16 protein-coding genes are annotated in these 15,463 nt (G+C 72.8%); 12 read left to right on the forward strand and 4 right to left on the reverse strand.

The window, feature by feature from the left end; all coding sequences use genetic code 11:
• Window positions 1-303: 303 nt before the first annotated feature.
• The gene (locus ACIP37_RS21225; protein WP_400844283.1) at window positions 304-1,389 is read right to left on the reverse strand and encodes a cytochrome c oxidase assembly protein; all 1,086 of its coding nucleotides are present in this window, start codon (window positions 1,387-1,389) and stop codon (window positions 304-306) included.
• 211 nt (window positions 1,390-1,600) lie between these two features.
• On the opposite strand from ACIP37_RS21225, the gene ACIP37_RS21230 reads away from it, so the two are divergent.
• Window positions 1,601-3,271 carry an FtsW/RodA/SpoVE family cell cycle protein gene (locus ACIP37_RS21230; protein WP_400810785.1) on the forward strand — a complete coding sequence of 557 codons (1,671 nt, stop codon included), beginning with the start codon at window positions 1,601-1,603 and terminating at the stop codon, window positions 3,269-3,271.
• 160 nt (window positions 3,272-3,431) lie between these two features.
• Here the strand turns inward: ACIP37_RS21230 and ACIP37_RS21235 are convergent, their stop codons facing one another.
• Window positions 3,432-4,724, reverse strand: coding sequence for a YihY/virulence factor BrkB family protein (locus ACIP37_RS21235; RefSeq protein ID WP_363584111.1), 1,293 nt, complete (start codon window positions 4,722-4,724; stop codon window positions 3,432-3,434).
• Window positions 4,725-4,902: 178 nt separating this feature from the next.
• On the opposite strand from ACIP37_RS21235, the gene ACIP37_RS21240 reads away from it, so the two are divergent.
• The 11 genes from ACIP37_RS21240 (at window position 4,903) to ACIP37_RS21290 (ending at window position 14,812) form a co-directional block, all read left to right on the forward strand.
• Complete coding sequence (locus tag ACIP37_RS21240) at window positions 4,903-4,986, forward strand: putative leader peptide (protein ID WP_347878562.1); 84 nt, start codon at window positions 4,903-4,905, stop codon at window positions 4,984-4,986.
• A 198-nt stretch (window positions 4,987-5,184) separates the two neighbouring features.
• Window positions 5,185-6,909: a nitrite/sulfite reductase gene (locus tag ACIP37_RS21245; RefSeq protein WP_363584113.1), complete on the forward strand. Its 1,725-nt coding sequence runs from the start codon at window positions 5,185-5,187 to the stop codon at window positions 6,907-6,909.
• Complete coding sequence (locus ACIP37_RS21250) at window positions 6,906-7,196, forward strand: hypothetical protein (RefSeq protein WP_363584212.1); 291 nt, start codon at window positions 6,906-6,908, stop codon at window positions 7,194-7,196. The genes ACIP37_RS21245 and ACIP37_RS21250 overlap by 4 nt, the downstream gene beginning before the upstream one ends.
• Window positions 7,177-7,878, forward strand: a complete 702-nt coding sequence (locus tag ACIP37_RS21255) for a phosphoadenylyl-sulfate reductase (protein WP_363584115.1) — start codon at window positions 7,177-7,179, stop codon at window positions 7,876-7,878. The genes ACIP37_RS21250 and ACIP37_RS21255 overlap by 20 nt, the downstream gene beginning before the upstream one ends.
• Before the next feature lie 34 nt (window positions 7,879-7,912).
• A complete protein-coding gene (gene cysC / locus ACIP37_RS21260) occupies window positions 7,913-8,509 on the forward strand; it encodes an adenylyl-sulfate kinase (protein WP_363584117.1) in 597 nt (198 codons plus the stop codon).
• Window positions 8,506-9,465 (forward strand): sulfate adenylyltransferase subunit CysD, encoded by a 960-nt coding sequence (gene cysD, locus ACIP37_RS21265; RefSeq protein WP_363584118.1) that lies wholly within the window; start codon window positions 8,506-8,508, stop codon window positions 9,463-9,465. Before cysC ends, cysD begins: the two co-directional genes overlap by 4 nt.
• A 2-nt stretch (window positions 9,466-9,467) precedes the next feature.
• Window positions 9,468-10,802: a GTP-binding protein gene (locus ACIP37_RS21270; RefSeq protein WP_363584120.1), complete on the forward strand. Its 1,335-nt coding sequence runs from the start codon at window positions 9,468-9,470 to the stop codon at window positions 10,800-10,802.
• Window positions 10,803-10,997: 195 nt separating this feature from the next.
• Window positions 10,998-12,158, forward strand: a complete 1,161-nt coding sequence (locus ACIP37_RS21275) for an aliphatic sulfonate ABC transporter substrate-binding protein (protein ID WP_400810789.1) — start codon at window positions 10,998-11,000, stop codon at window positions 12,156-12,158.
• A gap of 194 nt (window positions 12,159-12,352) precedes the next feature.
• A complete protein-coding gene (locus ACIP37_RS21280; protein ID WP_363630256.1) occupies window positions 12,353-13,156 on the forward strand; it encodes an ABC transporter ATP-binding protein in 804 nt (267 codons plus the stop codon).
• The gene (locus ACIP37_RS21285; protein ID WP_400810792.1) at window positions 13,143-14,072 is read left to right on the forward strand and encodes an ABC transporter permease; all 930 of its coding nucleotides are present in this window, start codon (window positions 13,143-13,145) and stop codon (window positions 14,070-14,072) included. The genes ACIP37_RS21280 and ACIP37_RS21285 overlap by 14 nt, the downstream gene beginning before the upstream one ends.
• Window positions 14,073-14,083: 11 nt before the next feature.
• Window positions 14,084-14,812 (forward strand): sirohydrochlorin chelatase, encoded by a 729-nt coding sequence (locus ACIP37_RS21290; RefSeq protein WP_400810794.1) that lies wholly within the window; start codon window positions 14,084-14,086, stop codon window positions 14,810-14,812.
• 13 nt (window positions 14,813-14,825) lie between these two features.
• On the opposite strand, the gene ACIP37_RS21295 is transcribed toward ACIP37_RS21290, so the two are convergent.
• Both ACIP37_RS21295 and ACIP37_RS21300 read right to left on the reverse strand, forming a co-directional pair.
• Complete coding sequence (locus ACIP37_RS21295) at window positions 14,826-15,236, reverse strand: PIN domain-containing protein (protein WP_363584130.1); 411 nt, start codon at window positions 15,234-15,236, stop codon at window positions 14,826-14,828.
• Window positions 15,233-15,454, reverse strand: coding sequence for a type II toxin-antitoxin system VapB family antitoxin (locus ACIP37_RS21300; protein WP_350881630.1), 222 nt, complete (start codon window positions 15,452-15,454; stop codon window positions 15,233-15,235). Before ACIP37_RS21300 ends, ACIP37_RS21295 begins: the two co-directional genes overlap by 4 nt.
• Between the last annotated feature and the right edge of the window lie 9 nt (window positions 15,455-15,463).

A 15,463-nucleotide genomic window follows, 5' to 3' on the forward strand; every position in this document is an offset into this window, starting at 1 on the left:
AGGGTCAGCCGGCGGCCGGGAAGAGGAGGTGAACGCGAGTACTGCCCAAGGCAGCTATCGGGGCGACAACGACCACGGGGTTCACCTCCTGCTCTCTACTCCTCGGGCGGCCGTGAAGGCCCCCGATCTGGACGGGAGAAACGCTAGCGGGTCGGGGTGGCAGGGCCAACTGGTTTTTGACCTGCGGAAACGCGGTGAAGGGATCCACAGGGGGCCAGCATTGGACCTACAGAAGTGCGGGCCCTCGCTCAGGAACCCGCCGGAGCCGGCTACCCTCCGGAGCCGACTACCTTCCGGAGCCGACTACCCGCCGTACCGGTGCTTGAGGTTCGGGTCGTCCAGCCACCAGGGCCGCATCCCGGCCTCCTCCTCGGCCGGCAGCCCCGCCGCCTGCGCCCGCGCCGCGGCCTCCTCGAAACGGGCGTCGAGTTCGGCGTCCACCGCCTTGATCTCCTCCCGCCCCTGCACCACCATCCGCCGCACCAGCGCGGCCAGGAACGGCAGCCCGACCAGGTCGCCCAGCACCCAGAGCATGTTGCCGCCCCAGGTCTGGTCCTGCGCCAGGCTCGGCCCCCACGGCCGCCCGAGCGCCACGTAGTAGTGCTCGGCGACCAGGTGGCCGCCGTAGATCAGCACCAGCCCGAGCCCCGCGTCGAAGATCACCTCGGCGAAGGTGATGAACAGCCCGACCAGGTGCGGGTACTCGCGCCCGACCGGGTCGATCTGCAGCCGCGGCCAGAAGTACGCCAGGCCGAGCAGCACCAGCGCCAGGTGCAGCAGCACGTTCCCGAACGCGCTGGACACCGACTCCTCGTACCAGGGCGTGAAGTAGAGCAGCCACGGCGGGGCCATCAGCAGCGCGGTGGAGACGGCCGGGAACATCAGCACCTTGGACGGCCGGCTGCGCAGCGCCCGCAGGATGCGCTCGCGCCGGGCCGGCGGCGCGGCCGCGACCAGCAGCGAGACCGGCGCACCGAGGGCGAGCAGCAGCGGGACGAGCATCAGCAGCAGCACGACCTGGACGGCCCGGTCGGTGAACAGGATCCGCTCGTACACGCCGAGGCCGGAGCAGGTGCACCAGATCCACAGCAGCAGCCCGCCCAGGAAGGCGGCGGTGCGGGACGGTTGCCAGCGCTCGCCGCCCGCCCGGTGGACGGTGCGCACCGCGGCCAGGTACCAGCCGCCGAGCAGCACGGAGAGGGCGAGCACGAGCGGTTCGGCCGTCCACGAGGTGGCCAGGTCGGACCACTGCCAGGGCGGCGGTCCGCTGTAGGCGAGCACTCGCACCGCGCCGTCCATCCGTCCGCCCACCTCGTTCGCGCCCTGCCGCCGCCCGCGCCGTCCGGCGGTCCGTCGGACGGCGCGGACCGGACCGCGGCGCCCGGCCATGATGGCCTCCCGGCCGGGGCCCGCCGCGCCCGGGGCCCGCCTCTATACCTGCACCTGAACAAAGCTTTACCGAGCCCGGAAAAAGCTTTGCCCAGGCAAAGTTCAGGCCTCGACGGCCCCCGGACCGCAACCGGCGCAGGGGCGTGTTCGTCTGGCAGGATGCACCGTCGGCGATACCGGCCACGCGGGTGATGACAAGGGGACGACAAGGGTGCAAAGCACTGCACGCGGCGAGGGCCGCCGGCTGGCGGCGCGCCACCGCAACATCGAGCTGGGCCTGCTGGCGCTCGCGGTGGCCGTCTGTCTGGCGGGGCACGTCGACGCCGATCTGGCGCTGACCGGCAAAATGCCGCCCGGGCTGCTGGTCCACGGCCTGGCGCTGGGCGGCCTGGCCGGGGCGGCGCACCTGGCGGTGCGGCGGTTCGCCCCGTACGCGGATCCGCTGATCCTGCCGCTGGGCGTCTTCCTGACCGGCTTCGGGCTGATGCTGCTGGACCGGCTGGACATCTCCTACGCGGCGGCGCACGCGAGGAAGGGCGACTACCAGAAGCTCCCGGCCGCGCCCTCGCAGCTGATGTGGGTGTTCATCTCGGTCGCGGTGGCGATCGCGCTGATCGTGCTGATCAAGCACCACAGGTTCTTCCAGCGGTACGTGTACCTGCTGATGACGGGGGCGCTGATCCTGCTGGCGGCGCCCGCGTTCTTCCCGGGCCGGGCGGAGGACTTCGGCGCCAAGCGCTGGATCCGCCTGTTCGGGCTCTCCTTCGAGCCGGACGAGTTCGTGAAGGTCGCGATCACGATCTTCTTCGCCGGCTACCTGATGGCCTCCCGGGACGCGCTCGCGCTGGCCGGCCGGAAGATCTGGGGGATGACCCTGCCGCGCGGGCGGCACGTCGGCCCGGTGCTGGCGATCTGGGTGGTCAGCCTGCTGGTGCTGGTCTTCGAGCGCGACCTCGGCACCTCGCTGATCTTCTTCGGCGTCTTCGTCGTGATGCTGTACGCGGCGACCGAGCGCACCAGCTGGGTGGTGCTCGGCCTGCTGATGGCGGTCGGCGGCGCGGCCGTGGTCGGCACCGTGGAGCCGCACGTGCACGGGCGCGTCGAGGCCTGGCTGCACCCGCTCGACATCTACAAGGAGCACCACGACCCGGCGATCATCTCCGACCAGCCCGCCGAGGCGCTGTTCAGCCTGGGCACCGGGCACCTGACCGGGACGGGCCTGGGCTCGGGGCGGCCGTGGCTGATCGGCTTCGCCGGGCGCAGCGACTTCGTCTTCACCACGATCGGCGAGGAGCTGGGCCTGGCCGGGGTGACGGCGGTGCTGCTGGTGTACCTGCTGCTGGTCCAGCGCGGGCTGCGGACGGCGGTCGGGTTGACCGACCCGTTCGGCAAGCTGCTGGCGACGGGACTGTCGACGGCGCTGGCGCTGCAGGTGTTCGTGGTGGTCGGCGGGGTGAGCGGGCTGGTGCCGCTGACCGGCAAGGCGCTGCCGTTCCTGGCGGCGGGCGGCTCGTCGCTGCTGGCGAACTGGCTGATCGTGGCGCTGCTGATCAAGCTGAGCGACTCGGCCGGGCGCACGGCGCTGGAGCCGGCGCCGCCGAGCCCCGATCCGCTCCCGGCGCAGGCCGGGCCGGCGGGTCGGTCGGCGGCCCCGGGTGGTCCGGCCGCGATGGATCCGAGCCCGAACCCGACCGCGCCGAGCGGCCCGAACCCGACGGCCCCGGAGCTGACGCTCCCACGCCCGGCCGCCCCGGGCCCGGATCCGGATCCGGACCGGACCGAGGTCAACCCGGCCGCCCCGCACCCTCCGGCCGAGCAGTCCCCGTACGGGTACCACCCGGCCCCGCCGTCCCCCTTCCCGCCGAACCCGGCGACCGCCTGACCCACCGCCTGACCCACCGCCGGGCCCCGGGCCGCCCTCTGGGCAACGGGCGACGGCGAACCGGCGAACCGGCACCAGGAGACGACGAACGGCACAGGGCCTCCCCCGCATCCCGCGGGGGAGGCCCTGTGCCGTTCGTCGTGGTGCCGGAACCCTGCCCCTACTGCCGCTCCCACGGCGGCCGGGGCGGGTAGTCGGGCGCCCGCCGCTCCGGCGGCGGCCCGGACGGCCGGTCGCTGTCCGGCGGGGGCGGACCGGGCCGGTGGTGGGGCCCGCCGCGGGCGGTGAGGCGGCCGCGGACGTTGTCGGCGGCCAGGACGTCGGCCCAGCGCTCCGGGTACTCGGAGGGGACGTCGACGTCGTCGCCGTCCTCCTCGCCCCACTCCTCCTCGGCGCCTTCGGCGAGGCCGAGTTCGCGGGCGCGCCGGGCCCGTTCGGCGGCGCGCCGGGCGGCGACCTCGCGGACCACGGCGGCGGCGGCCTCCTCCTGGGCGCGCTCGTTCTCGGCGCGGGCGTCGGCGGTCTCCAGGGTGGGCCAGCGGCGGTCTATGGCGGCGTTCATGGCGGCGCCGATGAGGACGGCCAGGGCGACCACGAAGATCCACAGCAGTACGGCCACCGGCGCGGCCAGCGAGCCGTACACCGAGGGGACCTCGACCGAGCTGACCAGGTAGATCCGCAGGGCGACGCTGCAGACGACCAGCACCACGAGGGCGACCAGGGCGCCGGGGACGTCCTCGCGCCAGGGGGTGGAGACGGGGACGGCCAGGTGGTAGAGGGTGGTGAGGGAGACGATCAGCAGCACGATGGCGACCGGCCAGTAGGCGGCGCCGACCAGTCCGGCGACGCCGGGCACGGCGTTCTCGATGAGTCCGGGTCCGGCCATCAGCAGCGGCAGCACCAGGGAGCTGATGACGAGGGCGCCGAAGTAGAGGCCGAGGGACATCAGCCGGGTCTTGACGATGCCTCGCTTGCCGTCGAGCCCGTACATGACGGTGATGGTGTCGATGAAGATGTAGAGCGCTCTGGAGCCGGACCACAGCGACAGCAGGAAGCCGATCGAGACGAGGTCGGGCCGGGAGTGGGCGAAGACCTGGTCCAGCAGCGGCACCACGACCTCCTTGACGGACGAGTCCGACAGGACCGTCCCGGAGGCCGAGACGATGTCGTGCTTGAGCCGGTCGATGGTGCCGGCGCCGAGGAACTCGTCGAGGTAGCCGAGGGTGCCGGCCAGGCCGAGGAGCAGCGGTGGGATCGACAGCAGGGTGAAGAAGGCCGCCTCCGCGGCGAGTCCGGTGACCCGGTACTCGACGCAGGTGTTGGTGGTGTCCTTGACCAGCTCCCACGCCGTGCGGCGCCAGGCGGCCTGTTTGGCCGCGCGTCGGGAGCCCTTGCCCCGGCGCCGGGAGGGCCGTTCGGGGTTCGGTCTGCTCGTCTCGCCTGCTGCTTGCACGGGTCTAACGGTATCGGGCCGGGGCCGCGCGGTTGATCTCCCCCGGGGTACGGGCGCGTGGACGGACGTCGGGGCGGGGAGCGGCGGGGATCCCCGGCAGTCTCACATGTCGAAACCTCAGCGTCCGCCATCCGGATGTTAGTGGACCGCGAGTCCCGCGCCGTGCCAATCTCTTGCCATGCCGAGCGCCGGAACCACCCTAGTTGGTCGACTCCACGTCGATCTCCTTCGCGTGTCCAGCGCCATCTGTCCGGCGATCTGAGCCCACCCCGCCGCACCACCGCACCCGGCGCCACCCACCTCGCAGTCCCCGCTGGAGCGGACGCGCGGGCGCCCGGCCGGCCACGGTCACTGCTCTCCCCGGCCCTGGGAATACCCGCAGGTCACAGCAGCACCGCACCGCCACGCACCCCCAGCGACCCACCCGGCGTCAGAGCCATCTGCCCCGAAGGACTTCACCATGGCCACCACCCCCGAGACCGCCGAGCCCACGGCCGACCGCGCCGCCGCGCGCCGCCCCGCCGCGCCTCGCAAGGTGACCCGTCACCGCGGCGAGGGCCAGTGGGGCATGGGCCACTTCACCCCCCTGAACGCCAACGAGCAGTTCAAGAAGGACGACGACGGTCTCAACGTACGGACACGTATTGAGACGATCTACGCCCACCGGGGCTTCGACTCGATCGACCCCGCCGACCTGCGCGGCCGGATGCGCTGGTGGGGCCTGTACACCCAGCGCAAGGAGGGCATCGACGGCGGCAGGACCGCGATCCTGGAGCCGCACGAGCTCGACGCCGAGTACTTCATGCTGCGCGTGCGGGTCGACGGCGGCCGGCTGACCGTCGCCCAGCTGAAGGCGATCGCCGAGGTCTCCGAGCAGTACGCCCGCAACACCGCCGACCTGACCGACCGCCAGAACGTCCAGTACCACTGGATCCGGATCGAGGACGTCCCGGCGATCTGGCAGAAGCTGGAGGCCGTCGGCCTGTCCACCACCGAGGCCTGCGGCGACACCCCGCGCGTCATCCTCGGTTCCCCGGTGGCCGGCATCGCCGAGGACGAGATCATCGACGGCACCCCCGCCATCGAGGAGATCCAGCGGCGCTTCATCGGCAACAAGGACTTCTCCAACCTGCCGCGCAAGTTCAAGTCCGCCGTCTCCGGTTCCCCGCTGCTGGACGTCGCGCACGAGATCAACGACATCGCCTTCGTCGGCGTGGTCCACCCCGAGCACGGCCCCGGCTTCGACCTGTGGGTCGGCGGCGGGCTGTCCACCAACCCCAAGCTGGGCGTGCGCCTGGGCGCCTGGGTCCCGCTGGACGAGGTGGCCGACGTCTACGGCGGCGTCATCGGCATCTTCCGCGACTACGGCTACCGCCGGCTGCGCAACCGCGCCCGGCTGAAGTTCCTGGTCGCCGACTGGGGCGTGGAGAAGTTCCGCCAGGTGCTGGAGGACGAGTACCTCGCGTACCGGCTGGTCGACGGCCCCGCGCCGCAGGAGCCCAGCGGCCGCTGGCGCGACCACGTCGGCGTCCACCGGCAGAAGGACGGCCGGTACTACATCGGCTTCGCGCCGCGCGTCGGCCGGGTCGACGGCCGGCTGCTCGGCCAGATCGCCGACCTCGCCGCCGCGCACGGCAGCGACCGGCTGCGCACCACCGCCGAACAGAAGATGCTGGTCCTCGACATCGCCGAGGACCAGGTCGACTCGGTGGTGGCCGGCCTGGAAGCGCTGGACCTGCGGGTCACCCCGTCGCCGTTCCGCCGCGGCACCATGGCGTGCACCGGCATCGAGTACTGCAAGCTCGCCATCGTCGAGACCAAGGAGCGCGGCCGCACGCTCATCGACGAGCTGGAGAAGCGCCTGCCGGACTTCGCCGAACCGCTGACCATCAACATCAACGGCTGCCCGAACGCCTGCGCCCGCATCCAGGTCGCCGACATCGGCCTCAAGGGCCAGCTCGTCCCGGACGGCAACGGCGAGCAGGTCGAGGGCTACCAGGTGCACCTGGGCGGCGCGCTCGGCCTGGAGGCCGGGTTCGGCCGCAAGGTCCGCGGCCTCAAGGTCACCAAGGACGACCTGCCCGACTACGTCGAGCGCGTCCTGACCCGCTACCAGGCCGACCGCACCGAGGGCGAGCGCTTCGCCCAGTGGGCGGCCCGGGCCGGCGAGGAGCAGCTGTCGTGAGTGAGCGTGCCGCGCCGTTCTTCTGCCCGTACTGCGGGGACGAGGACCTGCGCCCCTCCGAGGCCGGGCACGGCGCCTGGGAGTGCCACGGGTGCCGCCGCGCCTTCCAGCTGAAGTTCCTCGGCCTGCTGTCCCCGACCGCCTCGACCGCCTCGACCGCGGCCAACTCGACCGCCTCGACCGCCTCGACCGCCTCGACCGCGGCCAACTCGGCTTCGGCCGCCACGACTTCGGCCAACTCGACTGCGAACGACGGGGGTTCGTCCGGTGACCAGCGCGAAGACTGACCACGAGGAGATAGCCGTCCGGGCCGGCCGCGAGCTGGAGGAGGCGACGCCCCAGGAGATCCTGGCCTGGGCCGCCGACACCTTCGGCCGCCGCTTCTGCGTCACCTCCTCGATGGAGGACGCGGTCGTCGCCCACCTCGCCTCCTCGGTGTTCCCCGGCGTGGACGTGGTGTTCCTGGACACCGGCTACCACTTCCCGGAGACCATCGGCACCCGGGACGCGGTGGCCGCGACCATGCCGGTCAACGTCATCACCCTCAGGCCGCTGCGCACCGTGGCCGAGCAGGACGCCGAGCACGGGCCGCACCTGCACGACCGCGACCCGGACCTGTGCTGCTCGCTGCGCAAGGTCGAGCCGCTCAACCGCGGCCTCGGCGGCTACGACGCCTGGGCGACCGGGCTGCGCCGCGACGAGTCCCCGAGCCGGGCGGACACCCCGGTGGTGTCCTGGGACGCCCGGCGCCGCAAGGTCAAGATCGCCCCGATCGCCCGGTGGACGCAGGAGGACGTGGACGCCTACGTCACCGCCCACGGGGTGCTGCTCAACCCGCTGCTGTGGGAGGGCTACACCTCGATCGGCTGCTCGCCGCTGTCCTGCACCCGCAAGCCCGCCGAGGGCGAGGACGCCCGGGCCGGGCGCTGGTCCGGCTCCGGCAAGACCGAGTGCGGCATCCACCTCTGACCCACCCCCCACTACCGACGAAGGACTTGAGACTGTGACAGCTCACACCCGGGCCGCCGACGGAGCCGCGGAGGCGGCCCCCGCGGCCGCCCCCTGCGAGCGCGGCGCCACCGTGTGGCTGACCGGGCTGCCGAGCGCGGGCAAGACCACGCTCGCCTTCGCGCTGGCCGGACGGCTGCGCGCCGAGGGCCACCGGGTCGAGGTCCTGGACGGCGACGAGATCCGCGAGTTCCTCTCCAAGGGCCTCGGCTTCACCCGCGAGGACCGGCACACCAACGTGACCCGGATCGGCTTCGTCGCCGAGAAGCTCGCCGCCCACGGCGTCAAGGTGCTCGCCCCGGTGATCGCCCCGTTCGCCGACTCGCGCGCCGCGGTGCGCGAGCGGCACGCGGCGGCCGGCACCGAGTTCCTGGAGGTCCACGTCGCCACCCCGGTCGAGCTGTGCGCCGAACGCGACGTCAAGGGCCTGTACGCCAAGCAGGCCGCCGGGGAGCTGGCCGGCCTCACCGGCGTGGACGACCCGTACGAGGCGCCGGAGAAGCCGGAGCTGCGGATCCAGACGCAGGGCCGCGCGGTCGCCGAGTCCGCCGCCGAGCTGCACGCCTTCCTGACCGAGAGGGGTCTCGCATGACCACCGCGACCGACGGCCCGGTCCGCACCGCCGACGCCCAGAACCAGCCGGCCAGGGGCCCTTTCGCGCTGTCCCACCTGGACGTGCTGGAGGCCGAGTCGGTGCACGTCTTCCGCGAGGTCGCGGGGGAGTTCGAGCGCCCGGTGATCCTCTTCTCGGGCGGCAAGGACTCCATCGTCATGCTGCACCTGGCACTCAAGGCCTTCCACCCGGCCGCCGTGCCGTTCTCGCTGCTACACGTCGACACCGGCCACAACTTCCCCGAGGTGATCGCCTACCGCGACCGCGTCGTGGCCGAGCACGGCCTGCGCCTGCACGTCGCCCACGTCCAGGACTTCATCGACGACGGCCGGCTGCGCGAGCGCCCGGACGGCACCCGCAACCCGCTGCAGACCGTCCCGCTGCTCGACGCCATCGAGACGAACCGCTTCGACGCGGTGTTCGGCGGCGGGCGCCGCGACGAGGAGAAGGCCCGCGCCAAGGAGCGGGTGTTCTCCCTGCGCGACGAGTTCGGCGCCTGGGACCCGCGCCGCCAGCGCCCCGAGCTGTGGTCGCTGTACAACGGCCGGCACGCCGTCGGCGAGCACGTGCGCGTCTTCCCGCTGTCCAACTGGACCGAGCTGGACGTCTGGCAGTACATCGAGCGCGAGGGCATCGACCTCCCGGAGATCTACTACGCCCACGAGCGGGACGTCTTCTCCCGCGGCGGCATGTGGCTGACCGCCGGTGAGTGGGGCGGCCCCAAGGAGAACGAGCCCGTCGAGCGGCGGCTGATCCGCTACCGCACCGTCGGCGACATGTCCTGCACCGGCGCCGTCGACTCGGACGCCACCGACATCCAGGCCGTGATCGCCGAGATCGCCGCCAGCCGCCTCACCGAGCGCGGCGCGACGCGGGCCGACGACAAGCTGTCCGAGGCCGCGATGGAAGACCGCAAGCGCGAGGGGTACTTCTAACGATGACCAGCACCACCCAGGAAGCAACCGCCACGTCGCTGCTGCGCTTCGCCACCGCCGGATCCGTCGACGACGGCAAGTCCACCCTGGTCGGCCGCCTGCTGCACGACTCCAAGTCCGTGCTCGCCGACCAACTGGAGGCCGTCGAACGCGTCTCGCTGGGCCGCGGCCAGGAAGCGCCCGACCTCGCGCTGCTCACCGACGGCCTGCGCGCCGAGCGCGAGCAGGGCATCACCATCGACGTGGCCTACCGCTACTTCGCCACCCCCCGGCGGCGGTTCATCCTCGCCGACACCCCCGGGCACGTGCAGTACACCCGCAACATGGTGACCGGCGCCTCCACCGCCGAACTGGCCGTGGTACTGGTCGACGCCCGCAACGGCGTCGTCGAGCAGACCCGCCGGCACGCCGCCGTCGCCGCGCTGCTGCGGGTGCCGCACGTGGTGCTGGCCGTCAACAAGATGGACCTGGTCGACTACGCCGAGCCCGTCTTCGCCGCCATCGCCGAGGAGTTCACCGCCTACGCCGCCTCGCTCGGCGTGGGCGACGTGGTGGCCGTGCCGATCTCCGCCCTCGCCGGGGACAACGTCGTCGAGCCGTCCGCGCACATGGACTGGTACGGCGGCCCGACCCTGCTGGAGCACCTGGAGACCGTCCCGGTCGGCAGCGACCCGGGCGCCGAGCCGGCCCGCTTCCCGGTCCAGTACGTGATCCGCCCGCAGAGCGAGGAGCACCCCGACTACCGCGGCTACGCCGGGCAGTTGGCCTCCGGCGTGCTGCGGGTCGGCGACCCGGTGACGGTACTGCCCTCGGGCCACACCACCACCGTCGCCGGGATCGACGCGCTCGGCCGCGAGACGGACCTCGCCTGGGCACCCCAGTCGGTCACCGTCCGGCTCGCCGACGACCTCGACGTCTCCCGCGGCGACCTGATCGCGGCCGGCGTGATCCCCGCGCCCACCAGGGACATCGAGGCCACCGTCAGCCACCTCTACGAGCGCCCGCTGCGCGCCGGCGACAAGGTCCTGCTCAAGCACACCACCCGCACCGTGCGCGCGCTGGTCAAGGACATCACCTACCGCATCGCTCTGCCGACCAAGGCGGGCGACACCCTCGAACAGCGCTCCGGCGCCGAGGGGTTGAACGTCAACGACCTCGGCCACGTGGTGCTGCGCACCGCCGAGCCGCTGGCACTCGACGCCTACTCCGACAACCGCCGCACCGGCTCGTTCCTGCTGATCGACCCGGCCGACGGCACCACCCTCACCGCCGGCATGGCGGGCGAGGCCTTCGCGACCGTACGCGCCACCGAACCCGCTGAGGAGGACTGGGTCTGATGCCCAGCGAGGCGTTCTCGGACATGGACAAGGAAGGCGGCCGCATCGGCAGCGGCGTCCTCGGCAGCGGCCAGGGCGGCCTGACCCGATGTGCGGGCCGACAGCGCTGAGTTGCGACCCCCGGCCGCCCCGACGGGCGACCGCCACGTCCCCGAGACCGCCTCCTGACGGTCCGTCGATGAACAGGACTTCACCATGGCCCCGAACCCGGCCCTCTCGCATACCCGTGCCCGCCCCGACGCCGGCCGGATCAGACGCTCCGCGGTGGCCGCGGTGGCCGGCCTGACCGCCGTGACCCTGCTGTCCGCGTGCAGCTACGGCTCCAAGGCGGACGACAAGAAGGCGGGCGCCGACTCCGCCGCCAGTTCGGCCGGCGCCTCCGGCGCGAAGCTGTCCGCGGACACCGTGAAGATCGGGTACTTCGCGAACCTGACCCACGGCACCGCCCTGGTCGGCCTCCAGGAGGGGCTGTTCCAGAAGGAGTTGGGCGCCACCCAGATCAAGACCCAGGTCTTCAACGCGGGCCCGTCCGAGATCGAGGCGCTCAACGCCGGCTCCATCGACATCGGCTGGATCGGCCCCTCCCCCGCGATCAACGGCTACACCAAGTCCGACGGCCAGTCCCTGAAGATCATCGGCGGCTCGGCCTCCGGCGGGGTCAAGCTGGTGGTCAACCCGGACAAGATCCCCTCGCTGGACGACCTCAGGGGCAAGAAGATCGCCACCCCGCAGCTGGGCAACACCCAGGACGTGGCGCTGCTCAACTACCTGGCCGGCAAGGGCTTCAAGGTCGACGCGGCGTCCGGTGCCGGCGACGTCTCGGTGGTGCGCACGGACAACAAGGTCACCCCCGACGCCTACCGACAGGGCTCCATCGACGGCGCCTGGGTGCCCGAGCCCACCGCCTCCAAGCTGGTCACCCTCGGCGCGAAGGTCCTGCTCAACGAGAAGGACGTCTGGCCGGACAAGAAGTTCGTGATCACCAACATCATCGTCTCGCAGAAGTTCCTCAAGGAGCACCCGGACGTGGTGGAGGCCGTGCTGCGCGGCTCGGTGAACACCAACGCCTTCATCAAGGCCAACCCGGACAAGGCCAAGGCCGACGCCAACGACGCGATCAAGAAGGAGGCCGGCAACGCGCTGGAGCCGGCCATCCTCGACCCGGCCTGGGCCGACATCGACTTCCTCGACGACCCGCTGGCGAACACCCTCCAGGCCGAGGCCGACCACGCCGTCACCGCCGGGCTGCTCAAGAAGCCCAACCTGAACGGCATCTACGACCTCACCCTGCTCGACAAGGTGCTCGCGGCCAAGGGCCAGGGCCCCGTGGCGGACGCCGGACTCGGCGCCAAGTAGCGCCACCCGGCTCCGAAACGGCACCGAGCGGTGCCGAGTAACGCCGAGCCGCGCCGAGTCCGCCCCCGACTCCGCGGTCCGGACCCCCGCCCGCCCGGTCGATCCGCGATCGATGCCCACCGGGACGGGCGGGGCCGGGCCCCGGCCCCGCTCCGCCAGCCCTCAGCCAGACCACTCACGCAGGAGGTGCCCGGATGACACCGGCACTGACCACCTCGGCGGACACCGCCGGCGCCGACGCCGGCGGCGCCGCGCCCGCCGTCCGGATCTCGCACGTGCACAAGTCCTTCGGCCGCCCGGGCACGCAGACCCACGTCCTGGACGACATCACCCTCGACGTCGCGCCCGGCGAGTTCGTCACCCTGCTCGGCGCCTCGGGCTGCGGCAAGTCCACCCTGCTCAACCTGGTCGCCGGCCTCGACCAGCCCACCGCCGGCGCCATCGAGGTGCCGGGCGGCCGTCCCGCGCTGATGTTCCAGGAGCACGCGCTGTTCCCCTGGCTCACCGCCGGCCGCAACATCGAACTCGCCCTCAAGCTGGCCGGCGTCCCCCGCCCCGAGCGCCGCGCCGAAGCCGAGCGCCTGCTCGAACTCGTCCGCCTCAAGGGCTCGTACGGCAAGCGCGTGCACGAGCTGTCCGGCGGCATGCGCCAGCGCGTCGCGATGGCCCGCGCGCTCGCCCAGGGCAGCCAGGTGCTGCTGATGGACGAGCCGTTCGCCGCGCTCGACGCCATCACCCGCGACGTGCTGCACGACGAGATCACCCGGATCTGGGCCGAGCGGCAGCTGTCCGTCCTGTTCGTCACCCACAACGTGCGCGAGGCCGTGCGCCTGGCCCAGCGCGTCGTCCTGCTCTCCTCCCGCCCCGGCCGGGTCGCCCGCGAGTGGCGGATCGACCTGCCGCAGCCGCGCCGCATCGAGTCCACCGGCGTCGCCGACCTGTCCATCGAGATCACCGAAGAACTGCGTGGGGAGATCCGTCGCCATGGCCAGCACTGACAGCACCCCGGTCCTGGAGAAGACCGACAAGGCCGACAGGACCGACAGGGCCGCCGCCACGGACACCGCCGGTGTCGGCGCCGGCCTGGACGCCCTCGACGCCGTCTCCGCCCAGCGCGGCTCGCTCGGCGAGGCGCTGCGGACCAAGGCCCTGCCGCCACTGATCGGCGTCCTCGTGGTGCTCGCCCTGTGGCAGGGCGCCTACAGCCTGCACCTCACCTCCGCCTACAAGCTGCCCAGCCCGACCGACGTGTGGCACTCCGCCCAGGAGCTCTGGTACCAGGGCACGCTGTTCTCGATCATCTGGACCAGCGTCTGGCGCGGCCTGTCCGGCTTCCTGCTCGCCGGCGTCATCGGCACCCCGATCGGGCTGGTCGTCGCCCGCGTCCGGCCGGTGCGCACCGCCATCGGCCCGGTCCTCCAGGGCCTGCAGTCGCTGCCCTCGGTCGCCTGGGTGCCGGCCGCGGTCATCTGGCTCGGCATCAACGACCAGATGATGTACGCGGTGATCCTGCTCGGCGCCGTCCCCTCCATCGCCAACGGCCTGGTCGCCGGCATCGACCAGGTGCCGCCGCTGTTCCTGCGCGCCGGACGCACCATCGGCGCCACCGGCCTCACCGGCGCCCGGCTCGTGCTGATCCCCGCCGCGCTGCCCGGCTACCTGGCCGGCCTCAAGCAGGGCTGGGCGTTCTCCTGGCGCTCCCTGATGGCCGCCGAACTCGTCGCCTCCTCCCCCGACCTCGGCCGGGGCCTGGGCCGGTTCCTGGAGGACCAGCGCGAGTTCTCCGACATGTCCGGGGTGCTGCTCGGCATCATCCTGATCCTGTTCGTCGGCATCGCCATCGAACTGCTCGTCTTCACCCCGGTCGAGCGCCGGGTGCTGCGCAACCGCGGCCTGCTGGCCGCCGTCAAGTAAGGCCGACGCCGATGCCCGCCCTCCTGCTGATCGCCCACGGCAGCCGCGACCCGCGGCACGCCGCGACCGTGGCCGCACTGGTCCAGGAGGTGCGGGCGCTGCGCCCCGGGCTGGACGTCGCCACCGCCTACCTGGACCACTGCGCGCCGCGCATCCCGCAGGTCGTCGGGCGGCTCGACGACGCGGTGGCCGTCCCGCTGCTGCTCAACCGGGCCTACCACGCCAAGCACGACGTCCCGGCCGCCCTGCGCACGGCCGGCGCGGCCCTGCCCGTCGCCGCCGTCCTGGGCCCGTCGCCGCTGCTGCTCGCCGCCCTGGACCGCCGCCTCGCCGAAGCCGGGGTGGACGTGCGCTCGGCCGCCGTCCGGGCCCGCACCGGCGTGGTGCTCGCGGCGGCCGGCTCCTCCGACCCGGCCGCCGACGCCGCCACCCGCGCGGTGGCCACCACGTGGCGCCGCGGCCGCGGCTGGGCCGCCGTCGAGGTGGCCTACGCCTCCGCCACCGGCCCGCGCGTGCCCGACGCCCTGGCCGCCCTGCGCGCCGCGGGCGCCGCCCGCACCGCCGTCTCCCCCTACCTGCTGGCCCCGGGCCTCCTGCCCGACCGCATCGCCGAGGCCGCCGCCGGAGCGGACGCCGTCGCCGCCGTCCTGGGCCCCGCCCCCGAACTCGCCACCCTCCTCCTGGAGCGCTACGACGAGGCGCGTGCGGCCGCCACGATGCCCCGGACGCTCACCGCCTGACCACGGGGCCGACTCACTCGTGATCGAGGATGCTGTGCTCGCTCAGGTCGGCGGCGTGCCGCGCCACCGTGCGGTAGCCCGCATCGTCGTGGAGGACCGTGAGGCCGTGGTGCGCGGCCGTCGCCGCGATCATGAGGTCGACCGCGGAGGCACTACGGTGCTGCCCGGCGAGGGCCGTGCGCCGCTGAACCGTGTCGATCCAGCGCCCAGCGTTCTTCGGTACCGAGACGTCCGGGTACAGGTCGGCGAACATCTCGGTGATCTCGTCGTACTCCCGGCCGCTGCGCGCGTTGTGCAGAAACTCCGCGCGCTGCGGGTAGCACGACGCGATCGACCCCGCGTCGATCGCGTCGTACCAGACGGCCAGGAGCTTGGGCTCGCCCAACAACCGGACGAGTCCGGAGGTGTCGAGGAGATAGATCACCGGGCGTCCTTCTCCGCTCGGTGCATCCGCTCTGCGTCCTCGACGGCTCCCCAGTGCCGAGCCCGCTCGAAATGCCGGCTGATCCGGGCAGCACGTTCCTGCCGCTCGGCGTAGAAGCGCAGTGCCAGGTTGACTGCGTCCTTCTTGGTCCGAACTCCGGCGAGCGTCATTGCTCGTTCCAGTGCGTCGTCATCGATGTCGATCTGTGTCACGGACATCCGGATACC

The organism is Kitasatospora sp. NPDC088861, from assembly GCF_044750105.1.
GTDB lineage: Bacteria > Actinomycetota > Actinomycetes > Streptomycetales > Streptomycetaceae > Kitasatospora.

What these genes read in the sequence shown, in the direction of transcription:
- ACIP37_RS21280 (WP_363630256.1), top strand. Translation starts at nt 12,353, where the DNA reads ATGACACCGGCACTGACCACCTCGGCGGACACCGCCGGCGCCGACGCC.
- ACIP37_RS21300 (WP_350881630.1), bottom strand. Translation starts at nt 15,454, where the DNA reads ATGTCCGTGACACAGATCGACATCGATGACGACGCACTGGAACGAGCA.
- ACIP37_RS21245 (WP_363584113.1), top strand. Translation starts at nt 5,185, where the DNA reads ATGGCCACCACCCCCGAGACCGCCGAGCCCACGGCCGACCGCGCCGCC.
- ACIP37_RS21290 (WP_400810794.1), top strand. Translation starts at nt 14,084, where the DNA reads ATGCCCGCCCTCCTGCTGATCGCCCACGGCAGCCGCGACCCGCGGCAC.
- ACIP37_RS21275 (WP_400810789.1), top strand. Translation starts at nt 10,998, where the DNA reads ATGGCCCCGAACCCGGCCCTCTCGCATACCCGTGCCCGCCCCGACGCC.
- ACIP37_RS21225 (WP_400844283.1), bottom strand. Translation starts at nt 1,389, where the DNA reads ATGGCCGGGCGCCGCGGTCCGGTCCGCGCCGTCCGACGGACCGCCGGA.
- ACIP37_RS21240 (WP_347878562.1), top strand. Translation starts at nt 4,903, where the DNA reads ATGCCGAGCGCCGGAACCACCCTAGTTGGTCGACTCCACGTCGATCTC.
- cysD (WP_363584118.1), top strand. Translation starts at nt 8,506, where the DNA reads ATGACCACCGCGACCGACGGCCCGGTCCGCACCGCCGACGCCCAGAAC.
- ACIP37_RS21285 (WP_400810792.1), top strand. Translation starts at nt 13,143, where the DNA reads ATGGCCAGCACTGACAGCACCCCGGTCCTGGAGAAGACCGACAAGGCC.
- ACIP37_RS21270 (WP_363584120.1), top strand. Translation starts at nt 9,468, where the DNA reads ATGACCAGCACCACCCAGGAAGCAACCGCCACGTCGCTGCTGCGCTTC.